At 41.7% G+C, this 20,752-nt stretch carries 21 protein-coding genes; 18 read left to right on the top strand and 3 right to left on the bottom strand.

What is annotated here, in order from left to right; all coding sequences use genetic code 11:
- The first annotated feature begins 280 nt into the window (after nucleotides 1-280).
- The 4 genes from EDD68_RS08220 to EDD68_RS08235 are packed head-to-tail and all read left to right on the top strand — an operon-like array spanning nucleotide 281 to nucleotide 3,717.
- Entirely contained in the window at nucleotides 281-619 is a 339-nt protein-coding gene (locus EDD68_RS08220; protein ID WP_132371770.1) for a mediterrocin family bacteriocin, read from the top strand.
- A 52-nt stretch (nucleotides 620-671) separates the two neighbouring features.
- Complete coding sequence (locus tag EDD68_RS08225; protein ID WP_132371771.1) at nucleotides 672-2,654, top strand: DUF1430 domain-containing protein; 1,983 nt, start codon at nucleotides 672-674, stop codon at nucleotides 2,652-2,654.
- The gene (locus EDD68_RS08230) at nucleotides 2,651-3,259 is read left to right on the top strand and encodes an ATP-binding cassette domain-containing protein (RefSeq protein ID WP_132371772.1); all 609 of its coding nucleotides are present in this window, start codon (nucleotides 2,651-2,653) and stop codon (nucleotides 3,257-3,259) included. The genes EDD68_RS08225 and EDD68_RS08230 overlap by 4 nt, the downstream gene beginning before the upstream one ends.
- The gene (locus tag EDD68_RS08235; RefSeq protein WP_132371773.1) at nucleotides 3,256-3,717 is read left to right on the top strand and encodes a hypothetical protein; all 462 of its coding nucleotides are present in this window, start codon (nucleotides 3,256-3,258) and stop codon (nucleotides 3,715-3,717) included. The genes EDD68_RS08230 and EDD68_RS08235 overlap by 4 nt, the downstream gene beginning before the upstream one ends.
- 701 nt (nucleotides 3,718-4,418) lie before the next feature.
- On the opposite strand, the gene EDD68_RS08240 is transcribed toward EDD68_RS08235, so the two are convergent.
- Together EDD68_RS08240 and EDD68_RS08245 are read right to left on the bottom strand one after the other, a co-directional pair.
- Nucleotides 4,419-4,967, bottom strand: a complete 549-nt coding sequence (locus tag EDD68_RS08240) for a methyl-accepting chemotaxis protein (protein WP_207902560.1) — start codon at nucleotides 4,965-4,967, stop codon at nucleotides 4,419-4,421.
- Nucleotides 4,903-5,355 carry an MCP four helix bundle domain-containing protein gene (locus tag EDD68_RS08245; RefSeq protein WP_132371775.1) on the bottom strand — a complete coding sequence of 151 codons (453 nt, stop codon included), beginning with the start codon at nucleotides 5,353-5,355 and terminating at the stop codon, nucleotides 4,903-4,905. Before EDD68_RS08245 ends, EDD68_RS08240 begins: the two co-directional genes overlap by 65 nt.
- Nucleotides 5,356-5,649: 294 nt before the next feature.
- Between EDD68_RS08245 and EDD68_RS15230 the strand changes: the two genes are divergently transcribed.
- The gene (locus tag EDD68_RS15230) at nucleotides 5,650-5,802 is read left to right on the top strand and encodes a hypothetical protein (protein ID WP_165902111.1); all 153 of its coding nucleotides are present in this window, start codon (nucleotides 5,650-5,652) and stop codon (nucleotides 5,800-5,802) included.
- 120 nt (nucleotides 5,803-5,922) lie between these two features.
- On the opposite strand, the gene EDD68_RS08250 is transcribed toward EDD68_RS15230, so the two are convergent.
- Nucleotides 5,923-6,783 carry a LysR family transcriptional regulator gene (locus EDD68_RS08250; RefSeq protein ID WP_132371776.1) on the bottom strand — a complete coding sequence of 287 codons (861 nt, stop codon included), beginning with the start codon at nucleotides 6,781-6,783 and terminating at the stop codon, nucleotides 5,923-5,925.
- A gap of 203 nt (nucleotides 6,784-6,986) precedes the next feature.
- Here EDD68_RS08250 and EDD68_RS08255 point away from each other — a divergent pair, with 203 nt between their 5' ends.
- From EDD68_RS08255 to EDD68_RS08315, 13 genes are all read left to right on the top strand, one after another.
- Nucleotides 6,987-7,487: an AbrB family transcriptional regulator gene (locus EDD68_RS08255; protein ID WP_424399163.1), complete on the top strand. Its 501-nt coding sequence runs from the start codon at nucleotides 6,987-6,989 to the stop codon at nucleotides 7,485-7,487.
- Nucleotides 7,487-7,987 carry an AbrB family transcriptional regulator gene (locus EDD68_RS08260; protein WP_165902113.1) on the top strand — a complete coding sequence of 167 codons (501 nt, stop codon included), beginning with the start codon at nucleotides 7,487-7,489 and terminating at the stop codon, nucleotides 7,985-7,987. Before EDD68_RS08255 ends, EDD68_RS08260 begins: the two co-directional genes overlap by 1 nt.
- A gap of 225 nt (nucleotides 7,988-8,212) precedes the next feature.
- Nucleotides 8,213-9,364, top strand: a complete 1,152-nt coding sequence (locus EDD68_RS08265) for a Bug family tripartite tricarboxylate transporter substrate binding protein (RefSeq protein WP_132371779.1) — start codon at nucleotides 8,213-8,215, stop codon at nucleotides 9,362-9,364.
- A 142-nt stretch (nucleotides 9,365-9,506) separates the two neighbouring features.
- Nucleotides 9,507-11,003, top strand: coding sequence for a tripartite tricarboxylate transporter permease (locus EDD68_RS08270; protein ID WP_132371780.1), 1,497 nt, complete (start codon nucleotides 9,507-9,509; stop codon nucleotides 11,001-11,003).
- A 12-nt stretch (nucleotides 11,004-11,015) separates the two neighbouring features.
- A complete protein-coding gene (locus EDD68_RS08275) occupies nucleotides 11,016-11,477 on the top strand; it encodes a tripartite tricarboxylate transporter TctB family protein (protein ID WP_132371781.1) in 462 nt (153 codons plus the stop codon).
- Between the two features lie 17 nt (nucleotides 11,478-11,494).
- Nucleotides 11,495-12,856, top strand: coding sequence for an MmgE/PrpD family protein (locus tag EDD68_RS08280; protein ID WP_165902114.1), 1,362 nt, complete (start codon nucleotides 11,495-11,497; stop codon nucleotides 12,854-12,856).
- Between the two features lie 13 nt (nucleotides 12,857-12,869).
- Entirely contained in the window at nucleotides 12,870-14,000 is a 1,131-nt protein-coding gene (locus EDD68_RS08285) for a 2-methylaconitate cis-trans isomerase PrpF family protein (RefSeq protein WP_132371783.1), read from the top strand.
- A gap of 159 nt (nucleotides 14,001-14,159) precedes the next feature.
- The gene (gene tcuA / locus EDD68_RS08290) at nucleotides 14,160-15,554 is read left to right on the top strand and encodes an FAD-dependent tricarballylate dehydrogenase TcuA (protein WP_132371784.1); all 1,395 of its coding nucleotides are present in this window, start codon (nucleotides 14,160-14,162) and stop codon (nucleotides 15,552-15,554) included.
- Nucleotides 15,526-16,692 (top strand): tricarballylate utilization 4Fe-4S protein TcuB, encoded by a 1,167-nt coding sequence (gene tcuB / locus EDD68_RS08295; RefSeq protein ID WP_132371785.1) that lies wholly within the window; start codon nucleotides 15,526-15,528, stop codon nucleotides 16,690-16,692. The genes tcuA and tcuB overlap by 29 nt, the downstream gene beginning before the upstream one ends.
- 807 nt (nucleotides 16,693-17,499) lie before the next feature.
- Entirely contained in the window at nucleotides 17,500-18,198 is a 699-nt protein-coding gene (locus EDD68_RS08300; RefSeq protein WP_132371786.1) for a hypothetical protein, read from the top strand.
- A gap of 47 nt (nucleotides 18,199-18,245) precedes the next feature.
- A complete protein-coding gene (locus EDD68_RS08305; protein ID WP_132371787.1) occupies nucleotides 18,246-18,554 on the top strand; it encodes a hypothetical protein in 309 nt (102 codons plus the stop codon).
- A 271-nt stretch (nucleotides 18,555-18,825) separates the two neighbouring features.
- Nucleotides 18,826-19,554, top strand: a complete 729-nt coding sequence (locus tag EDD68_RS08310; RefSeq protein WP_132371788.1) for a GntR family transcriptional regulator — start codon at nucleotides 18,826-18,828, stop codon at nucleotides 19,552-19,554.
- Between the two features lie 26 nt (nucleotides 19,555-19,580).
- On the top strand, nucleotides 19,581-20,741 hold the full coding sequence (locus EDD68_RS08315; RefSeq protein ID WP_243646805.1) for an iron-containing alcohol dehydrogenase: 1,161 nt from the start codon (nucleotides 19,581-19,583) through the stop codon (nucleotides 20,739-20,741).
- Nucleotides 20,742-20,752: the final 11 nt, after the last annotated feature.

The raw sequence follows: 20,752 nt of genomic DNA on the forward strand, positions 1-20,752 counted from the left end.
ATGCGTATTCGCATGGAATGTCAGCAACCAGCCTAGCATTTGAAAGCAATCATACGATAGAGGAAGAATCAAGCACATTTTGTTGCGGAGAACCAATATTATATAAAATATGTATTAAACTAGGAAATTTACACAAAGATTAAAGAATTATATAAACAGGTTAAGTTTAACCTGTTTATATAAAATCCATATCAGTAATGTTGATTAATGGAAAATTGTACTGATATGGGAAATAAAAAGGTCCGTTTTAATTCGGACCAGGGTAGAGAGGAGGGATGTTATGAAAAAGTTGGCAATTACAGGCTTGCTATTGTTAGTGTTTGCCTTTGTAGGAGCAACATCATCATTTGCTACAACTCATACTTATTCCAGTGCTGGGGAAGGTTTTGACAAGGCATGGGAAAACTACGCGGGGACAGATGAATGGTTTATGGAATATGGTTATAATACAGCTTGGATTAATGAGGATTATACAACAACGTTTCATGAAAGCAGACATCATACAGCAACAGTAAGTAATGCTAATGGTAGCTTTACTGATGAAGATGATGCTGGAGCAAAAGCAAATATTTCTGTTCGACACAGTGGTTCGACAGTTTATTACAGCATTTCATATTAATTGAAAATTGCTGCATACTGTCCCAAAAGAAAACTACGAGGGGTACATCATTATGAAAAAAATTAAGTATATCATCATCTTCTGCATCTTTTTTATTGGGATGCTAATAATCGGCGAAAGCCATATATTTAAACTAAATAATTTTTACACGGAATTTGATAATACAACTTTATATTTGCAGCCGGATACAACTGATAATGAAATGAAAAAGGATATACTTAAATCAGCAAAGGAAAATAAAGTTGAGGTTTTTACGATTAAGAACACCCCTCGTAGTACATTTCAAACAGAAATTCATGTTTACGGTACGACTAAGGCAATCGATTATATCAACAACAATCTAAATATAACGGATAGGACATATAATAGTCTGTTTATGGGGAGTGTTATCTTCCACTTTCACAGTTTAAATGATATTCCAGACATGTCAAACACGCACGAATATTATGTTATTGGTAGTAATAAACAAGTTCATGAATTTAAGATGGACCTAATTAACAAATACGCCGGGAATCATCCCAATGAGGGGTATGCTAGTAAAGAGTTGAGAAATACAGCAATTGCTATATGGATTTTAATTATATTAATAACTTTTATGTTAACCTATTATGACTCCATCCTCCAAAAGAAGGAGAATATGATCCGGATCTCTTTTGGGGAAAGAATAAGTAAAATTATTATCCAGAACATCTTATTCGATACAAGTGCTATAATTATTTGTTTTTTACTTGTTATGTATATATTGTCAAATGTAACATTTGTATTTTTTATGTTTAATATTTCAATTATTGGTCTTGTCATATTAATTATATTAAATGGACTTATTTATTTGAATCTATACTTTTATGATTTAAAAGAAACATTTTCGAACGTTAAAGGTTCCAGAAAACTTTTATCCCTAAATTACACCTTAAAGTTTATAGCAGCGATTATTGTTCCGCTGATAATAGCTAGTAATATAGCTTTAATATTTGATTCATATAGTTTATATAGGCAGAAAGACTTTTTTGAAAAACACGCTGATTATTACTACACTAAATTAGAATATAAACCCCTGATGACGGAAGACGGAGAAATTGTAGACACATTAGGATCAAGTGCAGATATTCAAGTAGAATTTTATCAAAAGTTTTTTTATGAATTTGATGCTACGCTTATTGCGGATATATCAAATATCATTGATTACGACAGTATTATAGCAAATAAAAATGCATTTGATTATTTGTCAAACCATATAGATGAATTGCAAGGGATTAAACTGATCAAAGATTTTTATTTTTTAATTCCAAATAATATGAAACAAAACAACAGAATTATTTCTGAAGTTCATGAGGCAGTAATGCATTACTATGGGCGTGATTTTAAGTACGAATACGAAATTATTTATTATGATAAAAACCAAGAGTTGATCAGTATAGATGAAAACTCTAAATATGGCAGTAAATTAGTTGAAAACCCCATTATTGTTTATGATAATATGACACCTGCTGAGTTTCAAAAAATTCAATCAAATAACATCGTCAACATTGCTAAAACGAATTTTTTGCATGATATAATGTATAACCTATCTGAAGATAAGTTTAATAGATTTGTTGAAGAAAACGACTTAACAGGTCAAATCGTTACCAAAACAAATGTGCTTGAAAAATATGCATATAATTGGGCGATTGCAAAAAGGATTTTATATATGAACTTTGTTTTCAGTATTTTAATTTTAAGTCTAGAAGTGATCATTATTAGTTCTATAATAAGACTGGAATATGATGTAAATGCTGTGGAACTTTCTATAAAAAAAGTATTTGGTCATAGCAAATGGGGAAGGTATAGGAAAATTACGATAGTGACCATAGCCACATCTTTAATGAGCATTATTGCAGTTTTGTTAATTGGGGTACTTATGGGTATTGGACACCTTTTATATATAGTACTTGGCGGATTCATGATTCTTTTTTTGGAGCTATTATTGATAATGTATAATATTAAAAAAATTGAAAAGGCAAAGATAGTAAGGGTTTTAAAGGGTGGAAATTTATGATTATTATTAAAAATCTATCAAAAGCTTTTGGGGATAAAGTTATTTTTTCAGACTTTAATTTAAATATAGAAGATGGAGAATTCATCATATTTTCTGGACCCAGTGGCTGTGGTAAGACGACATTACTTAATATGATTGGGGCTTTAGAAGAATTTGACTTAGGAAGCATAGTTGTAAATGGAATTGATTTAAGTGATAAAAAAACACATTTGACATATTTCAGATATGAAGTAGGGTTTTTATTTCAAAACTTTGCTCTGATTGATAATAAAACGGTGAAAGAAAATCTTAAAATAATTAGAAAAGATTGTAGAACAGATTTAACAATGGAGGAGGCATTAAAACGTGTCGGTTTAGAGGATAAACTAAACAATAAAGTTTTTACATTGTCTGGTGGAGAACAACAAAGAGTGGCCTTAGCAAGATTGATGTTGAAGAAGTGTAATATTATTTTAGCTGATGAGCCGACCGGTTCTCTTGACCAAAAAAATTCACAAATCGTGCTAAATTATCTTAAACAGTTTAATGAAGAAGGTAAGACAGTTTTAATGGTTACACATGATGAAGAAGTTAAAAAACAAGGAAATAGGGTGATAAATTTATGAAAAAATTTGCAAAAGAATTAAGTATAAAAAAGATCATCCTTACCCTTGTATCGCTATTTATCTTATGGAACATTATATGGTTTTCTACAATCACTATTATGTATAAACCTTACGTGGAAAAGGTACCCAAAAATGATTTTGGAGTACATTTTATAGAAGAAGATGGATATACTTTTAGCGTCAAGAAGCCAGATTACCTTAGTTTTACGGGAAATTTAACTGTCTCAAATAATAAAGAGGGTGAATCTTTAATAATTTGGCCATTAGTATTTGGAGGATATGAATACGGTGTAAGGTTACAAAAAGACGGAAAAGCTTATGAGATTTACGTTGATCAACATTTAAACCCTGTAAAAAAAGATCAAGGTGACAACATGGCGAAACAGATCATTGAAAAATATAGAGCTGATATTGAAACATTATTTAGAAAAGGTAATGCTATTTGGGAGTTACAATAAAGACTGCTAAACAACTTTGAAAAACGACTCAATTATTCTTAGCGCTCAGCAGTAATGGGATAATGTACTAACGTTGTTCTGGCAAGCCTGATTTTTCCTGGCATTTTAAATGCTGTAAATAACATGGAAGCAGCCGTGATTGGTGGAATAACGTCGGTTATATTAGCTTTCATGAAATTAAACTTAATGATTGTAGTGCTGGGAGGGATTATAGTAGTTTTTATTACCCAATTGACCATATAAAATGAAATAAGGTGAGGGATAGGATCCGAATCCTCCTTACCTTGTTTTTTGTGCATAAGTTTAGATCAGGCCTTTATGGATACGAACATGAACCCTTTTACTTTGAAGTATGGGAAAATCGGTGCATATTATATAAAGATTCTAACATTCCATCTATACAAATGATCATCTTGTGAGGAAGGAAGAGGCCTGGTATGAAGCGGAACAAAGAGGAAGACATTCAAAATTATATAAGGCTTAGAAGGTGGCGCAGTACTGGCTGCCCTAAATCCCTTATTATGGATTCATCGAACTGATTAAGTCAATCTGGGATCGTAATCATTCCAGCTTACAATGGAAGGCTCAATCCTATTTCTCATGGCTGACCTCATAACAACGTCGTCTATGTCCGTTCCTAAAAAGACCTTTTAGGGTGATTTTCATTTCCATCCCTAAAAGGTCTTTCATTTATAATCCTATTAAATTTTAAATCGGCTGATGGATTCTTTTACTTCCTCGGCCATTTGCGACAGTGATTCAGAAGTAGATGATATTTCCTCAATCGATGCCAGCTGCTCTTCAGTGGAGGCGGCAACGTTCTGGGCACTTTCCGATGCCTCCTCTGATGCAGTTTTAATCTCTTGCATCATGGTCTCCATCTGCTGTGTATTGCCTGAGACATCTCTGGCAATATTTGCTACAGACTGGGCCTGTTCAAGTACAGTTTTGATTTTGTCCGTGATTTCCTTGAACGATTTACCGGTTTGTTCCACCTGTGTGATTCCTTCATTCAATGATTCGGTTCCGGTTCCCATAGCCTGAACCGCATTATCAGACTCCGCGAGAATCTCCTGAATAATGCCGGATATATCTTCTGTGGCTTTTGTAGATTCTTCGGCCAGTTTTCGTACTTCATCTGCTACCACAGCAAACCCCTGTCCATGTTCACCGGCCCGGGCTGCCTCAATGGCTGCATTCAGTGCCAGCAGATTGGTCTGTTCGGCAATGATCAAAAACAGTGTTCCCATCATCTGATTGCAGCGACTGATAGGCATCCTTATTGTTGTTAAAGATTTCTTCCACCGACATCACACGATCCTTCGTCTGCTGTAAATTTTCTTTATAATCAGCCAGGAGTTTCTCTGCCTCCTGCGAGTTCTCCATTTTCATTGCCTTAAAAACGGCTACTTTTGCCTGATAAAAATCCCGATCAGCATTTAAAAGCAAACCTTCCCCAATAAACAGTTCATCATAGAGCTGAGCTTTTAAACCATTAAAAATATTGTTTGTGTTTAAAAAATTAATGCCATTTGTAATGATGATAATCAAAATAAGCACAGTGAGCAGCACCCTGAGTTTGGTGGCAATTCTGAAGCGATTCACCAGGGAGATACTTCCGCTCTTATTTGATTCCATCTCATATCCTCCATTCCGTATTTTCGTCAAAACATGGATTGCGAGCGCTTACAAAACGATAAAAAGTACCCACCCCCAAAAAATAAAAATGAGATTGAAAATTTAATTCGACAAAAATCGCACGAATCCTTTATTTGAATGAAACATCTTCCGAAAAAGGATCAATACGGCGAGAAAGGGTTTTGAAGAGGATATACCTTGGAAAATTTCAAAAAATCATTGTGTTAAAATACATTGTGTTATATAATAAAACAAATAAAAAATAACTGTAGTATAACAGAAAGGGGTTCGAACATGAACGATTGTCCGCACTGCAATGGAAATGGTGAAATTGAGGAACAGCGATTTTATACTGAAGCAGGTCAGCAACGGGATAATGATATAAAGGACTATACGGTCTGTCCTGTTTGCAATGGGAACGGTGCACTTGAAGAAGTAAATGGGTGATTGAGCAGACAAAGGGATGGAGGATGAAACAACAGCCGGCTTAAGGAGCAGCCGGCTGTTGTTAATTGCTGAATATCAATCAAGGCAAAGTGGATTTTACTAATCTGTCAAATTACATGGTTAAAAATCAATATCTTTCACAAATTCTACAAATGCTTTGATCACGGACAGCTCCAGAGATGAATCTTTGCAGAGCAGCCACGTTTTTCTTTTGATCGGTTCTCCTTTTTCATCTTTTAAAATAATTCGATGCAGCGGGTCTTCTTCCTTTAAGCAAATACTCGGGAAGATCGCATACCCGAGCCCGTTTAACACCATTTCCTTGCATGTTTCAATTTTATCCACTTCCATTGTAATGAACGGAGGTTTATCAAAAGTATGATGCCACCAGTCATTGATGGTGTGTTTTAAATGAACATCCGTTTCGTATTGAATTCTCCCCAGAAACGGTAGATCTTTCAGCTTGATTTCATGTTTAGATGCAATAAATAAAGCCTCTTCTTTCAGCTGAAATTTCTGATGGTGCCAGTTTATTCCACCCCTGACAATGGCAACATGTACCTCTTCTTTTTGAATCAGTTCCATGACCTGTGTACTCCAGCCGGTTTTAACGTTCACTTCCACATTGGGATATTTGCTGAGAAATTTTTTTAAGATAACTGGCAGTTTATAATGAGCAAAATTACTTGAAACCCCAATTCTCAAAGTCCCCTCCACCCTGTTGTTCATATTCTGGATGTTTTCTTTTGTCCGGCGGATCTCCAGCATCATTTTGTTGGCGAATTGGACGAGATATTCTCCCTGTGTTGTGAATGAGACTCCTTTTTTTCCCCTTAAAATAATTTTCGTTCCAAATTCTTTTTCAATCTGTTTAATTCGGTACGTTAAGGCGGGCTGAGAAATGTGGAGCCTCTCAGCTGCTTTCGTAATGTTTTGTTCCTCGTGAAGGATTTTCAGCAGTTCAAAATCTCGTTCAATCATAAAATATCAGCTCTTTCGCTATACAGTATAAAAAAATGTTATGAAAGATGATAAAAAATATATATTGTATTTATTAAAGATTGTACAATAAAATGTAAATATATTTCAAATAATTCGTGTTATTCTAAAAAAATATTCTTATTTTAAAATATAATAGGGATGTTTGGTTTAAATTGAATGTGAACATGGTGATATCTATGGAGATGGTTTTTTTTATGATCTTGGTCATTGTTGGAGGTATGTTAGGGACTTTATTAAAAATCCCTGCAGGAGCACTTGTAGGACCGCTTTTTTTAGTTGGATCCTTCAAGGCTGCAAATATACTAAATTTAAATGATGTGCCTCAAATTGTTCGGTGGGGAAGCCAGGCATGCTTGGGAATGATGCTTGGTCTTTTATTTTCCAGGGACATTATAGCCTATTCCAAAAAAATGCTTGGGGGTATTTTGTTTGTTGGAGTTGTCAGTGTCCTGTCAGCTTTATTGATTGGATTTGTCGTTTATCAGCTCACGGATTTGTCTCTGATCACAGCTATTATAGCGACTGTTCCCGGGGGACTGCCGGAAATGTTAACCTTAGCCAGTTCTGTAGAAGCAAATACTCAGGCAGTTGCTATGTTTCAACTCATGAGGATCATCGTGCTGATGTTAGTTGTACCGGTCTTTCTTAGAATGATTTATAAAAGGTTCAGATCGGAGGGATGATGATTAAGCCTGATTTCAGAGTGGTAAAGGTATTTTTTCTTATGGCGGCAGGAAGTGCTCTGGGGGTTTATTTCCAGTTGCCCATTGGTGCAGTAATGGGTAGCTTTCTGACCATTGCCATTGCGCAAATGGTTGGATTAGGGGCAAAGCCTTTACAAGTGAGGTCAAAACGGGCTATTCAAATGACGATAGGAGGCATTGCAGGATTAAATATCAACAGTGAATTGCTTAATGAACTCAAAGCTATTTTTCTCCCGGGGCTGCTGGCAACGTTAAGTCATTTTATTCTAGCACTGATCGTAGCATATTGGCTGCAGAAAGTTCTAAAAATAGACTGGTTCACGGCCCTGTGCGGCAGTATCCCAGCAGGCATGAGTGAAATCTCAATAATAGCAGAAGATGTTGATGCAGATGTACAGCTGGTCACCCTTATGCATCTATTCAGGGTGTCTATGTTAGTTACATTTCTGCCATTCATTATCAGCGTGCTGTTTCTGTAAAATATCTTAGGAATCCTGTCGTCCGGGTCACATATATTGGTTTTTATTCCAATTTTCATAAAAAATACTTATGAAAATAGATAAAAATAATCTATTGTATTTATAATGAGAATTGTTATAAAATTTTTAACAAATAGAAAAATAGAAATTTTATTTATGTAAGCGTTTCATTAAGGGGGGATAACAAAGACGCTACATAAATAAACTTCAAAAGGAGGAAACAATTTGAAAAGTAAAAAATTGCTTGTTTTATTGTTATCATTGACGTTTTTTGCTGGTTTTCTAACTGCCTGTGGATCAGAGGATGCTTCAACAGATCAGAACAGTGATGATGGACAGGCAGATGGATCAACTGATACAGCCGATGGAGTATTCTATGAAGGTGAGACCATTGAATTTCTAGTTCCGTTCGGAGCTGGTGGAGGTACGGATACTTTTGCCCGTTTTATGGCTCCATACTTTAGCGATTTTGTAGAAGGAAATCCGGATGTTCAAGTTGTGAATGTTCCGGGTGGAGGAAGTATTAATGGGGCAAATGAATTTGTTGAATTAAGGGAACATAATGGGTTAAATGTTCTGGTGACAAGTGCTTCTACACATGCACCGTACCTGTTGGGAGAGGAAGCAGTCCGGTTTGATTTAAAGGAAATGATTCCAGTAGCGGGACTGCCGACTGGCGGGGTTGTTTATACGTCTCCAAGTACTGGTATTGAAAGTCCGGAAGATCTCCTGAATCCCCAGGAAGACTTAGTGTATGCAGGAATTAGTGCAACCGGACTGGATCTGGTTACATTGCTCTCATTTGAGGTTCTGGGATTGGATGTCCAGGCCGTGTTAGGTTATGACGGAAGAGGGCCTTCGAGAGTAGCATTTGAGCAAGGTGAAAGCAACATTGATTATCAGACATCTTCGGCATTCTTAACCAATGTGACACCTCTGGTAGAATCAGGAGATGCGATTCCGATGTACAGCTTTGGACAATTAAATGCTGAGGGAGATATTGTGAGAGACCCTGCGTTCCCTGATTTGCCTTCCATCAAAGAAGTCTATGTTGAGCTGCATGGCGAAGAGCCATCAGGTCCAGCATGGGAAGCTTATAAAACGTTTGTAGGAGCTTCTTTTACCGTACAAAAAGTATTCTGGTTACATTCCGATGCTCCGTCTGATGCAGTCGATGCGTTAAAACAGGCGTCTGAAGAAATGGCGCAGGACAGTGAATTTAAGGAAAAGGGTGGAGAAGTACTAGGCGGATATGATCTATATGTTGGAGAAGAAGTCGATCAAGTCGTCAATGGAATGCTGAATGTTGATCCAGAGGTGGTTGATTGGGTCAAAGAATTTTTAAAAGATAACTATGGTGTAGAAAGGCTGGATTAAAGAAATCATCAAAATGGGGGAAGGAGACTTCCCTCATTTATTACTCCAATAACATTTAATTTTTTTGAGAACATACATCCCAAAATATACCCATTTTATGAACAGAATGAATGGTTTTTCTTCATAGAAAGGTGGCCAGGATATGTTAGAAGCTGCAATAGAAGCGTTAGTCATGATTCTAGATCCTCAGCGACTTCCATTTATGTTTTTAGGGATAGCAATGGGATTAATTGTTGGAATACTGCCGGGATTAAGCGGGACAGTTGGCATGTCCATCTTGCTTCCCTTTGTTTATGGCATGGATCCATATACAGGAATGGCGCTATTAATCGGAATGGCAGCAGTTTTGCACACAGGTGATACATTTCCTTCTGTTCTGCTGGGAATTCCCGGATCTTCCGGTTCCCAGGCAACGATCATGGACGGTTATCCACTGGCTAAGAGCGGGAATGCTGCAAGGGCTTTAGGTGCAGCTTTTTTCAGTTCATTAGTAGGCGGAATCATCGGGGGAATCACACTTTTCTTAGCAATCCCTGTAGCCAAACCCCTTGTACTGGCTTTCGGCTCTCCTGAATTATTTATGCTGGCTGTACTTGGTTTAAGTATGGTAGGGGTATTGGCGGCCAAAAATGCCCGCCATGGACTTCTGGCAGGATTGTTGGGTTTAATGCTGGGGACCATTGGCGGAGCACCGGCTGTTTCCGAATACAGATATACCTTTGACTGGATTTACTTATTTAATGGGATTCCGCTGGCTGTCGTGGCACTTGGGCTTTTTGCTTTTCCAGAAATGGTGGATTTACTTGCCCAAAACAGGAAAATTTCATCGAAAACGAAACTGGAAGGAAGCTGGAAGGATGGAATAGTCGATGCCATTAGAAATAAATGGCTCATGTTCAGAAGTGCCGTGACGGGTTCTTTGATTGGTTTTGTCCCGGGACTGGGGGGTAGTGTGGTTGACTGGATCAGTTATGGCCTGGCCAAACAAACGGTCAAAAACAGTGATTCATTTGGAAAAGGAGATATCAGAGGGGTCATTGCACCAGAAAGTGCGAACAACGCGAAAGAAGGTGGAGCACTGATTCCCACCCTGCTGTTCAGTATCCCTGGAAGTGGAACGACCGCTATTTTACTGGGGGGATTAACCCTGATGGGCCTTCAGGCAGGGCCGAAAATGGTAACCACAGATTTGCCGATTACGCTGTCGATCATCTGGACGCTGGTACTTGCAAACATATTTGGGGCAATCGCCTGTATTTTGCTGAGTAAACCGATTGCAAAGTTCAGCTTGATTTCAGCCAAAAAACTGGTTCCTTTTTTATTGGTGCTGCTGCTCGTAGGGGCATATCAGAGCACAAGACATATTGGGGATATGTTTTTGTTTGTGGGTATTGGTCTTTTAGGCTGGATCATGAAACGTCTGGACTGGCCGCGAGCGCCTTTGCTGATCGGTTTTGTGCTGGCTCCGGCAGCTGAACGGTATCTCTGGATTTCGATGTCAAGGTACGGGTTCAGCTGGCTTACCAATACAGGGGTAGTGATCATCGGAATCATCATTATTTTAATCCTGAGCAGCGGAACCATTATAAAAAAATTGAACAAAGACAAGAAAAACAATGAAATGTCATCGATTTCCTGAGGAGGGCTAACTATGGCGAAAGCAAAATATTCGATCTATTTTTCCATCTTCCTTCTAGTCATCTTTACTTATGCTGTGATTGATGCCCTTACGTTTGCCAAATTAGCAAGGTTTTTTCCATTATATATAGCAGCCATCGCTGTGTTCTTTGCATTGATGGACCTGATACTCAATATATATCGCTACCTGAAACTCAGAAAGTCTGAGCAAAGGGAGCAGGAGGACCAGGAAGATACCGAGGAATTCACAGGTACGGTAAGGTACATGATCTGGATCATCGGATATGTCACAGGCATTTATATCCTGGGATTTATGATTACAACAACCTTATTCCTTGTATTGTTTCTATTATTTGAAACGAAATTTGGAATCATTAAAACTTCCGTCAGTACAGCCATTACGATAGGTATCATTCTTTTATTTGGCAACATGATGAATCTGTACTGGCCAAAAGGGCTTCTCAATATTTTTTAACCGAAGAGGTGATGCGGGTGTCAGTTACAACTCAGCTGTCTGAACCATTAGTCGGCCTTCAATATGACGATCTTCCGCCTGATGCTGTAAATGCGGCAAAAAATGCCATCCTGGACACATTAGGGTGTATGCTGGCCGGTGCACAAACCGAAGATATGCCTGCCATTGTACAACAATTGACAGGTGATGAACTACCTGAGCAATCGACGGTAATCGGATTCGGAAAAAAGACGTCTGTTCATTATGCCTTGCTTTTAAACGCCACCATGGGTCATGCTGTCGAACTGGATGATGTTCATAAAGAGGCAAAATCCCATGCAGGCACAGTCGTTGTTCCTGCAGCCCTCAGTTACGGTGAGCATCTGGGGGTCAGCGGAAAGGAACTCCTTTTATCTGTCATAATTGGATATGAGGTTATGTTGAGAATTGGAAGTGCCATCAATGCTTCCGAGCATCGGCTGAAGGGCTGGCATGCAACAGGGACCTGCGGAACATTTGGAGCTGCTGCTGCCATTGCCAAACTGGAACAATTTGATTTGAAACAGTTTGTCAGCGCCCTTGGATTAGCCGGCACTCAGTCTTCCGGTTTATGGGCCTTTACTGCAGACGGGGCGAACTGTAAGAAGTTTCATGCGGGAAGTGCGGCTTCCAGCGGATATATGGCCGCAACGTTAACCAGAGGAGGATTAACAGGTCCTGCTTACATTTTAGAAGCGGAAGACGGCGGGCTTTTTCGGGCTTCCTCAAATCATTTTCATTTTGATGTCATCACCAGGGATATAGGTAAGAAGTATGAGATCACCAGGGTATCCCATAAACCATATGCCTGCTGCCGCAGTATGCATCCTTCTATTCAGGCAGCCTTAACCTTAAAAGATAAAGGCGTAGAACCGGAGTCAATTAAACGGGTAAAGGTAAAAACGTATGAGGTGGCTAAAGTACAATGCGGGTTTACCAGCAGTCCGAAAAATGTCAATGAGGCGCGTTTCAGCATCCCGTATGGCATAGCGGTCGCTTTTTATGATGGAGAAGCATTGCTGGAACAATTTACCGAAGATCGCATAACAGATCGAAAGGTACTTGAGCTTGCAGCAAAAGTGGAGATTGAAGCAGATGAAACCTTTAGTAAGGTTTATCCCCGGAAATGGGGATGTCAGCTCGAGATCGAAACCTATGATGGGCAACACCTTGTGGAAGTTGTCGATGACGCAAAAGGCGATCCCAGATACCCATTATCCCGTTTAGAGCTTCAGGAAAAATTTATGGCCCTTGCCGGCCGTGTGATTGGCAGAGAAAAAGCAGTTCTGGTTATGAGTTTAGTGGATAGATTAGAGAAGGTTGAACATATCGGTGAACTGATTGAATTATGTTCTGAATAAAGGAGTGGAAAAAATGAGCCAGATTACAAGAGTTCCATGCGTCATTATGCGGGGAGGAACAAGTAAGGGTGTTTTTTTGAGGAAAAATCACCTCCCGGCCGACCCGAAAGAGAGAGATGAATGGATTTTAAAAATTTTTGGAAGTCCTGACCAAAGACAAATCAACGGATTGGGCGGAGGCACGGCCGTAACGAGTAAACTGGCAATCATTGATGCTCCATCCAGAAAAGATGTCGATATTGATTATTTGTTCGGTCAGGTAAGTCTTGAGGACAAAGAGATTGACTATACCCCTACGTGTGGCAATATTGCAACCGCAGTAGGATTATATGCAGCCGAAGAGGGATATGTAAAGCTGGTTGAACCGATTACGGTTGTCAGAATATATAACAGCAATATTAATAAGATCATCGAGGTGGAAATTCCTGTAAAAAATGGTGAAATTCAATATGAAGGGGACTTTGAAATTGATGGAGTCCCGGGAACGGCATCAAAGATCATGGTAAATTTTTTAGATTCTGGAGGAGCGATCACGGGTCATTTGTTGCCGACAGGGCATGTCCTTGATGCGATTCAAATAGACGATGGCCGAACGTATCATGTTTCCGTAATCGATTCTGCCAATGTTGTATCCTTTGTTTCTGCCGAGCAACTAAACATCAAGGGAACCGAAATCGGGGATGCATTTAACCAGCCTGAACTATTAGATACACTGGAGAAAATCAGGGTGGAAATTGGTCATAAAATTGGCCTCATTCCCGATAAGAAACAGGCATCGCCAGCCAGTCATGCCCTCCCTAAAATTGCAGTAGTTTCCCCACCTCAATCCTATATCAGTAGCAACAACAAACCGATTGATCAAGCAGATATTGACATTGTAGGCAGATATGTTGCGATGGGCAAACTGCATCAGGCCTTTGCAGTCAGCGGTGGAATCGCCATTGCGACCGGAGCACAAATACCAGGAACGATTATCCATTCGATGGTCGATACTTCTAAAAAGGGATCCATTAATATTGGGCACCCATCTGGAATGATTACCGTTGAAGGCCAGGTTGATCAGAAAGACGGAAACTACATCGTTACCAGAGCGGCAATTGGTCGGACTGCAAGGCGCATCATGGAAGGTTATACATTAGTCTAAAATAGTCAATATGACTGAACGGTGAAGGAAGAGAAGCCAGCTGGTGCCTATTCATAAATATTTTTTATGAATATAAATAGAAAATTAATATTTTTTTTATTGTTAGGAATCGATTATATTGATGCTAAGGGATATCACTTCTGGAAGGGAGCTTTATAAATGGAAACAGACGTATTAGTGGTCGGCGGTGGAAATGCTGCCCTTTGTGCAGCTTTATCAGCGAGAGATCATGGTGCAAGGGTACTTGTGATTGAACGTGCTCCTAAGTTTTATCGCGGAGGAAACAGCCGGCACACCCGGGATTTTCGAGTGATGAACATCAAAGGAAATGACTTTATGATCGGACGGTATACAGAAGACGAGTTTGTAGATGATTTAAAGCGGGTAGCCGGAGGTGAAATCAATGAAGACCTCGCCCGGTTAATTGTAAGAGAATCCGAAACACTCCCTGAATGGCTGGGGAAGCAGGGAGTCTCCTGGCAGCCGGCACTGTCAGGCACACTTCATTTAGCACGGACCAATATTTTTCAGCTTGGCGGCGGAAAGGCGATGATGAATGCCTATTATCGGACAGCGCAAAAAAAGGGAATCGAAGTCTGGTATGAATCCATGCTGGAGGATATGGAGATTGAAGGTAATGAATTTAAGGCTGCCAGAGTCCGCAAAAAGGATTCAGTTGTGACGGTTAAAGCCAAAGCAATCATTGTCGCTTCTGGAGGATTTGAAGCTAATCGGGAATGGCATCGGAAATACTGGGGATCTGCGGCGGACAATTTTATCATACGCGGGACTCCATACAATCAGGGAAATGTGCTCAAGCTCCTCCTCGACTATGGAGTGGCCAGAGTTGGAGAGCCGGATGCCTTCCATGCAGTAGCGGTGGACGGGAGAGCACCGGAAAATGATGGAGGAATTGTGACCCGACTGGACAGTGTTCCCTTTGGCATCGTGGTGAATAAAGACGGTCAACGGTTTTACGATGAAGGAGAGGATTTCTGGCCCAAGCGTTATGCTATCTGGGGCGGACTGATTGCTCGCCAGCCTGACCAGATTGCATTCTCCATTTTTGACAGCAAAATGATTGGAAAATTCATGCCGTCTGTATGGGACCCTGTATCTGCCGACACGATCAAAGGGCTGGCTGAACAACTAGGCCTTGATTCGGATGCAGTGGAAAAAACAGTAAAGGAATTCAATGAAGCCACTCGTCCGGGGACGTTTAATCCAGCTGAATTAGATGATTGTAGAACAGAAGGGTTAAAGCCCCCAAAAAGTCACTGGGCGGTAAAGATCGATCAGCCCCCATACTATGCCTATCCGTTGAAAGCCGGGATTACCTTCACCTATCTCGGTGTAAAAGTGAATGAGCATGCAAGAATGATCATGGAAGATGGCAGTCTTGCGAAAAACATGTTTGCCAGTGGAGAAATAACGGCCGGAAATGTCCTCAAACGGGGGTATCTGGCAGGGTTTGGACTGACGTTAGGAGCTACACTTGGAAGAATTGCAGGGAGGGAAGCAGCCAATGGAATCAGACAAGAATCTGTTCGATGATGGAAAACGGCAAATGAGATTATGTAATGCCTGCCGTTATTGTGAAGGATATTGTGCTGTCTGGCAGGCGATTGAATGGCGGCGAGATTTTGATGATCATGATATGACTTATCTGGCAAATCTCTGTCATGATTGTGGTGACTGTTATTATGCTTGTCCCTTTACCACACCGCACCAATTTGGAATCAACCCTCCAAAACTGTTTGCACAGCTGAGGGAGAAAACTTATCAAAAGTATACCTGGCCCGTTGCCTGGGGAAAGGCACTGGGTGAAAAGATTAGCGGGTTCTGGATTGCTTTTCTTTTAGCTACATTATTATTTTTCGGTTTCATTTTTGCAACCAATGATCCTGCCAGTGTATGGCAGAAATACACGGGGGAAGGATCATTCTATGCACTTATTCCTGAATATTTCATGATTGGTGTATTTTCAGCACTGGGCCTCTGGATGATAGGCGTATGGCTGATAGGGGCAAGAAAATTCTGGCGTGACATTCGATCATCCAAAAATGAGAAAGTGATGTTCCAGGATATCGTGACTGCGACGAAATATGCGATGAGCCTCCGGTATCTCGGAGGAGAAGGGGAAGGATGTGCGGACACGGATGAAGAACCGGCAACCAATCGCAGGTGGCTTCACCATTTTGTCGGCTACGGTTTTCTTTTAACCTTTGCCTCTACATCCCTGGCAGCCTTTTATGCACATATCTTACACATCCCGGCACCATATCCAGTTTTCCATCCAGTTGTCATCCTGGGAACACTGGGAGGAGTCGGCATGATCATTGGAACTACTGGATTGCTGTATCTTAAATTAAAGCGGGATCCTGACCTCACTGACGAAAAAGCCAGCAAATCCGGTGCTTCTTTTATTATGGCATTATGGACAGTGAATGTAACGGGCATGTTATTGTTAATCTTCCGTGAGACCGCAGCGATGAATTCGTTGCTCGTGATCCATTTAGGAAGTGTTGCTGCTTTCTTTTTTACAGCTCCATATACAAAGTTTGTTCACTTTGTGTACCGCTATTTAGCACTGGTCAATTATGCCAATGAGGAACGGCTGGCTAAGGAAGAAGAAACAGCTCCTACAGTGAAAAACAAACCAAAAACAGCTGCGCATCATAAGGCAAATTAAACTGTAACCAGGAATCTTCTCAGGATAGAAATCAATCATGAAACACTGGCTTTGGGGTTAAAATACAAAGCACTTTGGGTAAAGACGAGTTGTTGATGAATGATAAAGCCTGACACTTATTTATAGACTGATAGGTGTCAGGTTTTTTTGAAACCTGTTTTTCAGCATTGAAAGCACTGGTTAGGTCTACTTTGAATAACAGAGGTTTTCCGCGCTATTCTTCTGTCAGAGCGTCTCTCTTTCGTACCCTGAAATGTCACCAACTTCGATTTCTATTGTTTCTTTTTATATCCAGGTTTTATATGATGGATCTTGATTTTTTTGATAAAGGCCTGAAAACAGTCTGGTAATTCAGAGGGGTATTTTGGCAACCAGGCTGATATACAAACGTTTTTTTCGGACAAGCAATCCTTCTACAATTTGATCGGCCACAACATCCGGAGTCAACACATTTCCGACGGTCTGTTGTTTGATTGGAAACCTGGTTTCCGTCGTCGCTCAGGGCGGTGTGTCCCATGGCTATTTTCATAAAAGTGGGGCAGGCGATGAGGATCTGTACCGCTTTTTTCTTCCAATTCGGTCCTCAGCGTTTCAAAAAATCCATGCAGGGCGTGTTTGCCGCGGAATATCCGGTTCTGTCATAAAGAGGGGAAATCCAGCTACGGTAGTCACCACGACTGTGACTTCAAATGTGAGGGAGGGTGTAGTGGGTCATGGTAATAGTCCCATTGACATTTACGTTAAGGACATTTTTTCAGCACCTCAAGTCTAGAATCGTGAAAAGGACTTCGGTGGGAAATACCGGCGTTGTGGATCACCAATCTTGGACCATTGCACTCCCGACTTGGGCCATCACGCACCCACTTTGGGCCATTAGCGCTCCTGATTGGGCTGTCACGCGCTCCCCTTGGGCCGTTAGCTGCCCAGCTTGGGCTGTTAGCTGCCCAGCTTGGGCTGTTACGCGCTCCCCTTGGGCTGTTAGCTGCCCAGCTTGGGCTGTTACGTGCTCCCCCTGGGCCGTTGCTCCTCGCGCTTGGGCTGTCACGTGCTCCCCTTGGGCCGTTAGAGCCTTTGCTTGGGCTATTACGCACTCACTTTGGGCCATTAGCGCTCCTGCTTGGGCTGTCACGCGCTCCCCTTGGGCCGTTAGCTCCCTTGCTTGGGCTGTTAGCTGCTCAGCTTGGGCTGTTACGCGCTCCCCTTGGGCCGTTAGCTGCCCAGCTTGGGCTGTTACGCGCTCCCCTTGGGCCGTTAGCTGCCCAGCTTGGGCTGTCACGTGCTCCCATTGGGCTGTTAGCTGCCCAGCTTGGGCCGTCATGTGCTGCCCTTGGGCCGTTAGCGCTCCTGATTGGGCTGTCACGCACCCACTTTAGGCCGTTAGCTGCCCAGCTTGGGCCATCACGCCCCCACTTTGGGCCGTTAGCTCCCTTGCTTGAGCCATCACGCACCCACTTTGGGCCGTTAGCTGCCCAGCTTGGCTGTCACGTGCTCCCCTTGGGCCGTTAGCTGCCCATCTTGGGCTGTTACGTGCTCCCCTTGGGCCGTTAGCTCCCTTGCTTGAGCCATCACGCCCCCACTTTGGGCCGTTAGCTGCCCAGCTTGGGCTGTCACGCGCTCCCCTTGGGCCGTTAGCTGCCCAGCTTGGGCTGTTAGCTGCCCAGCTTGGGCTGTCACGCGCTCCCCTTGGGTCGTTAGAGCCTTTGCTTGGGCCATTAAGCACCCACTTTGGGCCGTTAGCTGCCCAGCTTGGGCTGTCACGTGCTCCCATTGGGCTGTTAGCTGCCCAGCTTGGGCTGTTACGTGCTCCCCTTGGGCCGTTAGAGCCTTTGCTTGGGCTATTACGCACTCACTTTGGGCATTAGCGCTCCTGCTTGGGCTGTCACGCGCTCCCCTTGGATTTACACGTCTTTCACTCAAGTGACAAGTGGTCCATACCAGTACCAGTTTGTGAAGAATCGTAAAGGAAAATCAGCATAAATCAAAGATATTTACAGAAAATTTTAAGTTTTTCCAAAATATCATTGTGATTGATGCGATCTTTAGCTATAATGGGGATGAATAACCGCATGGATGGGAGGATATTTTGCTACTTAACTGGTCGTGACGTTATGACAAGTGAGGAGGGATATGAGTTTGGTAGATACAAATAATCCCGTACCCTTTCATTATCAAATTAAGGAAACGTTGAAAAAAGAAATTTTGGATGGACAGTATCAAGAAAAAATCCCCAGTGAAAGGGCGTTGATGGATCGTTTTTCTGTCAGCCGCACTACGGTGAGGGAAGCGGTCAATCATTTAGTGCATGAAGGCATCCTTCATAAAATTCATGGAAAAGGAACATTTATCGCCAGAAGGCGGCCGGTTCAGGACTGGCTCAATTCCCTGCACAGTTTTACAGAAACGGTGAGAAATATGGGGATGAAGCCGGGTTCGAGACTGTTGACAAATAAAATCGTCAGTGAACCGGAATATGTATCGGAAATCATTCATGAAGAACAGTTTTATTTAATCGAGAGACTTCGAACAGCCGATTCCATACCCATCGCGATCGAAAGACACTATTACAGCTGTGATTTAGGAAAACAACTTTCCCAATTCAATCTCCAGACTTCCACGATTTATGACCTCATTGAACATGAATTAGGGATCGATATGGTTGAGGCAGAGCAGCTCATCACCTGCAAACCAGTCCCCAGAGATGATGCCAAAAATTTAGAAGTCCCCATTGATTCAAATGCTCTCTATGTAGAACGTACCATTACGGATCATCACGGAAAAATGATTGAATATTATACGAGTACCATAAAGCCGGAAATGTATGTATTTCGGATTAAAACGAAACGCCATAAGGCTCGATTTTGAAAGCGATTTCAATTTTTGGAAGGGTGGTGAATCATCTGATATCACATCTCTATTTTCCGAATCAAATCAGGCTGGGAGCCGGCAGTCTGAAGGAACTCGGAGAAGCTGTTCAGGAACTCCAGGCTTCCCATATGTTTATTGTGATCAGCTTGAGTGTAAAGAAACAGGTTGGAGATGCCGTGCGTAAAATAGCCCGGGATGCAGGTCTAAAGGCAACCTTCTTTTCGGATTACAAAGGCGAACCGAATACTCATCACGTCCAAAAAGCTTCCCGCATCCTCATCGATTCTCAAGCTGACTGTGTAGTGGCTATAGGAGGTGGGAGTGCCATCGATCTGGCTAAAGCTGTGGCTGCGGCGGCAAAAAATCCTGCGGTCACGATGGAAAGCATGAAGACATTAGCCGATGTTGACAGATTCCCTTTAATTGCCATTCCCACAACTGCGGGCACGGGTTCAGAAGTGACAAAAATTTCGGTCATTACCGATGAAAAAACCCGGGTGAAGATCAATCCGGGACACCCCCGCTTGATTCCTGATATCGCTATACTGGATCCAGCATTAACCGTATCACTCCCGAAGCCTATCACGGCGTTTACCGGAATGGATGCTCTGGCCCACGCGATGGAAGCCTATGTATCGACGCTGGCCAATCCCATAAGCGATGTGCTGGCACTGGAGGCGATGAGTTTAATCGGGACATATTTGCCGGCGGTTTATGAAAAGCCTGATGATCTGGAGGCCCGGGAAAAAATGCTGCTGGCCAGCAGTCTGGCAGGGATTGCGTTTTCCAATGCATCTACCAATCTCGCCCACGCAGCAGCCCGCCCGCTGGGAGCAAGATTTCACATTCCCCATGGGCTCAGTGTGGCACTGGTATTGCCCTATGTGATGGAGTTTGGACTTGATGTCAATCAGGAACGCTATCAAAACGTAGCGCGGGCTCTTGATCAGACGGGTCAGAATCAACGTGCTGAAGATGCCGTAGCGATTGTGAAGAAGTTGAATCAGGTTTTTAACCTGTACGAATTAGGAAAATCTTTTATGCATAAACAGGAGCTGGTTCAGGCCATTCCCCAGCTTGTCAGGGATGCTTTGTCCGGCAACGGAATTCAAACGAATCGAAAGCTTCCGAATGAGGATGATGTGACTGAGGTTTATGCAAGATTGATAGAAGATTTATTTTAAATTTTACATAA

The organism is Melghiribacillus thermohalophilus (assembly GCF_004342905.1).
In the GTDB taxonomy this organism is placed as follows: Bacteria; Bacillota; Bacilli; order Bacillales; family Alkalibacillaceae; genus Melghiribacillus; species Melghiribacillus thermohalophilus.

Bases quoted from the DNA above. Each gene is read 5' to 3' on its own strand.
- EDD68_RS15230 (WP_165902111.1), top strand. From the start codon at position 5,650: ATGAACGATTGTCCGCACTGCAATGGAAATGGTGAAATTGAGGAACAG.
- EDD68_RS08240 (WP_207902560.1), bottom strand. From the start codon at position 4,967: ATGGGAACACTGTTTTTGATCATTGCCGAACAGACCAATCTGCTGGCA.
- EDD68_RS08255 (WP_424399163.1), top strand. From the start codon at position 6,987: ATGGTTTTTTTTATGATCTTGGTCATTGTTGGAGGTATGTTAGGGACT.
- EDD68_RS08275 (WP_132371781.1), top strand. From the start codon at position 11,016: ATGGCGAAAGCAAAATATTCGATCTATTTTTCCATCTTCCTTCTAGTC.
- EDD68_RS08230 (WP_132371772.1), top strand. From the start codon at position 2,651: ATGATTATTATTAAAAATCTATCAAAAGCTTTTGGGGATAAAGTTATT.
- EDD68_RS08220 (WP_132371770.1), top strand. From the start codon at position 281: ATGAAAAAGTTGGCAATTACAGGCTTGCTATTGTTAGTGTTTGCCTTT.
- tcuA (WP_132371784.1), top strand. From the start codon at position 14,160: ATGGAAACAGACGTATTAGTGGTCGGCGGTGGAAATGCTGCCCTTTGT.
- EDD68_RS08285 (WP_132371783.1), top strand. From the start codon at position 12,870: ATGAGCCAGATTACAAGAGTTCCATGCGTCATTATGCGGGGAGGAACA.
- EDD68_RS08245 (WP_132371775.1), bottom strand. From the start codon at position 5,355: ATGGAATCAAATAAGAGCGGAAGTATCTCCCTGGTGAATCGCTTCAGA.
- EDD68_RS08260 (WP_165902113.1), top strand. From the start codon at position 7,487: ATGATTAAGCCTGATTTCAGAGTGGTAAAGGTATTTTTTCTTATGGCG.
- EDD68_RS08250 (WP_132371776.1), bottom strand. From the start codon at position 6,783: ATGATTGAACGAGATTTTGAACTGCTGAAAATCCTTCACGAGGAACAA.
- EDD68_RS08235 (WP_132371773.1), top strand. From the start codon at position 3,256: ATGAAAAAATTTGCAAAAGAATTAAGTATAAAAAAGATCATCCTTACC.
- EDD68_RS08270 (WP_132371780.1), top strand. From the start codon at position 9,507: ATGTTAGAAGCTGCAATAGAAGCGTTAGTCATGATTCTAGATCCTCAG.
- tcuB (WP_132371785.1), top strand. From the start codon at position 15,526: ATGGAATCAGACAAGAATCTGTTCGATGATGGAAAACGGCAAATGAGA.
- EDD68_RS08225 (WP_132371771.1), top strand. From the start codon at position 672: ATGAAAAAAATTAAGTATATCATCATCTTCTGCATCTTTTTTATTGGG.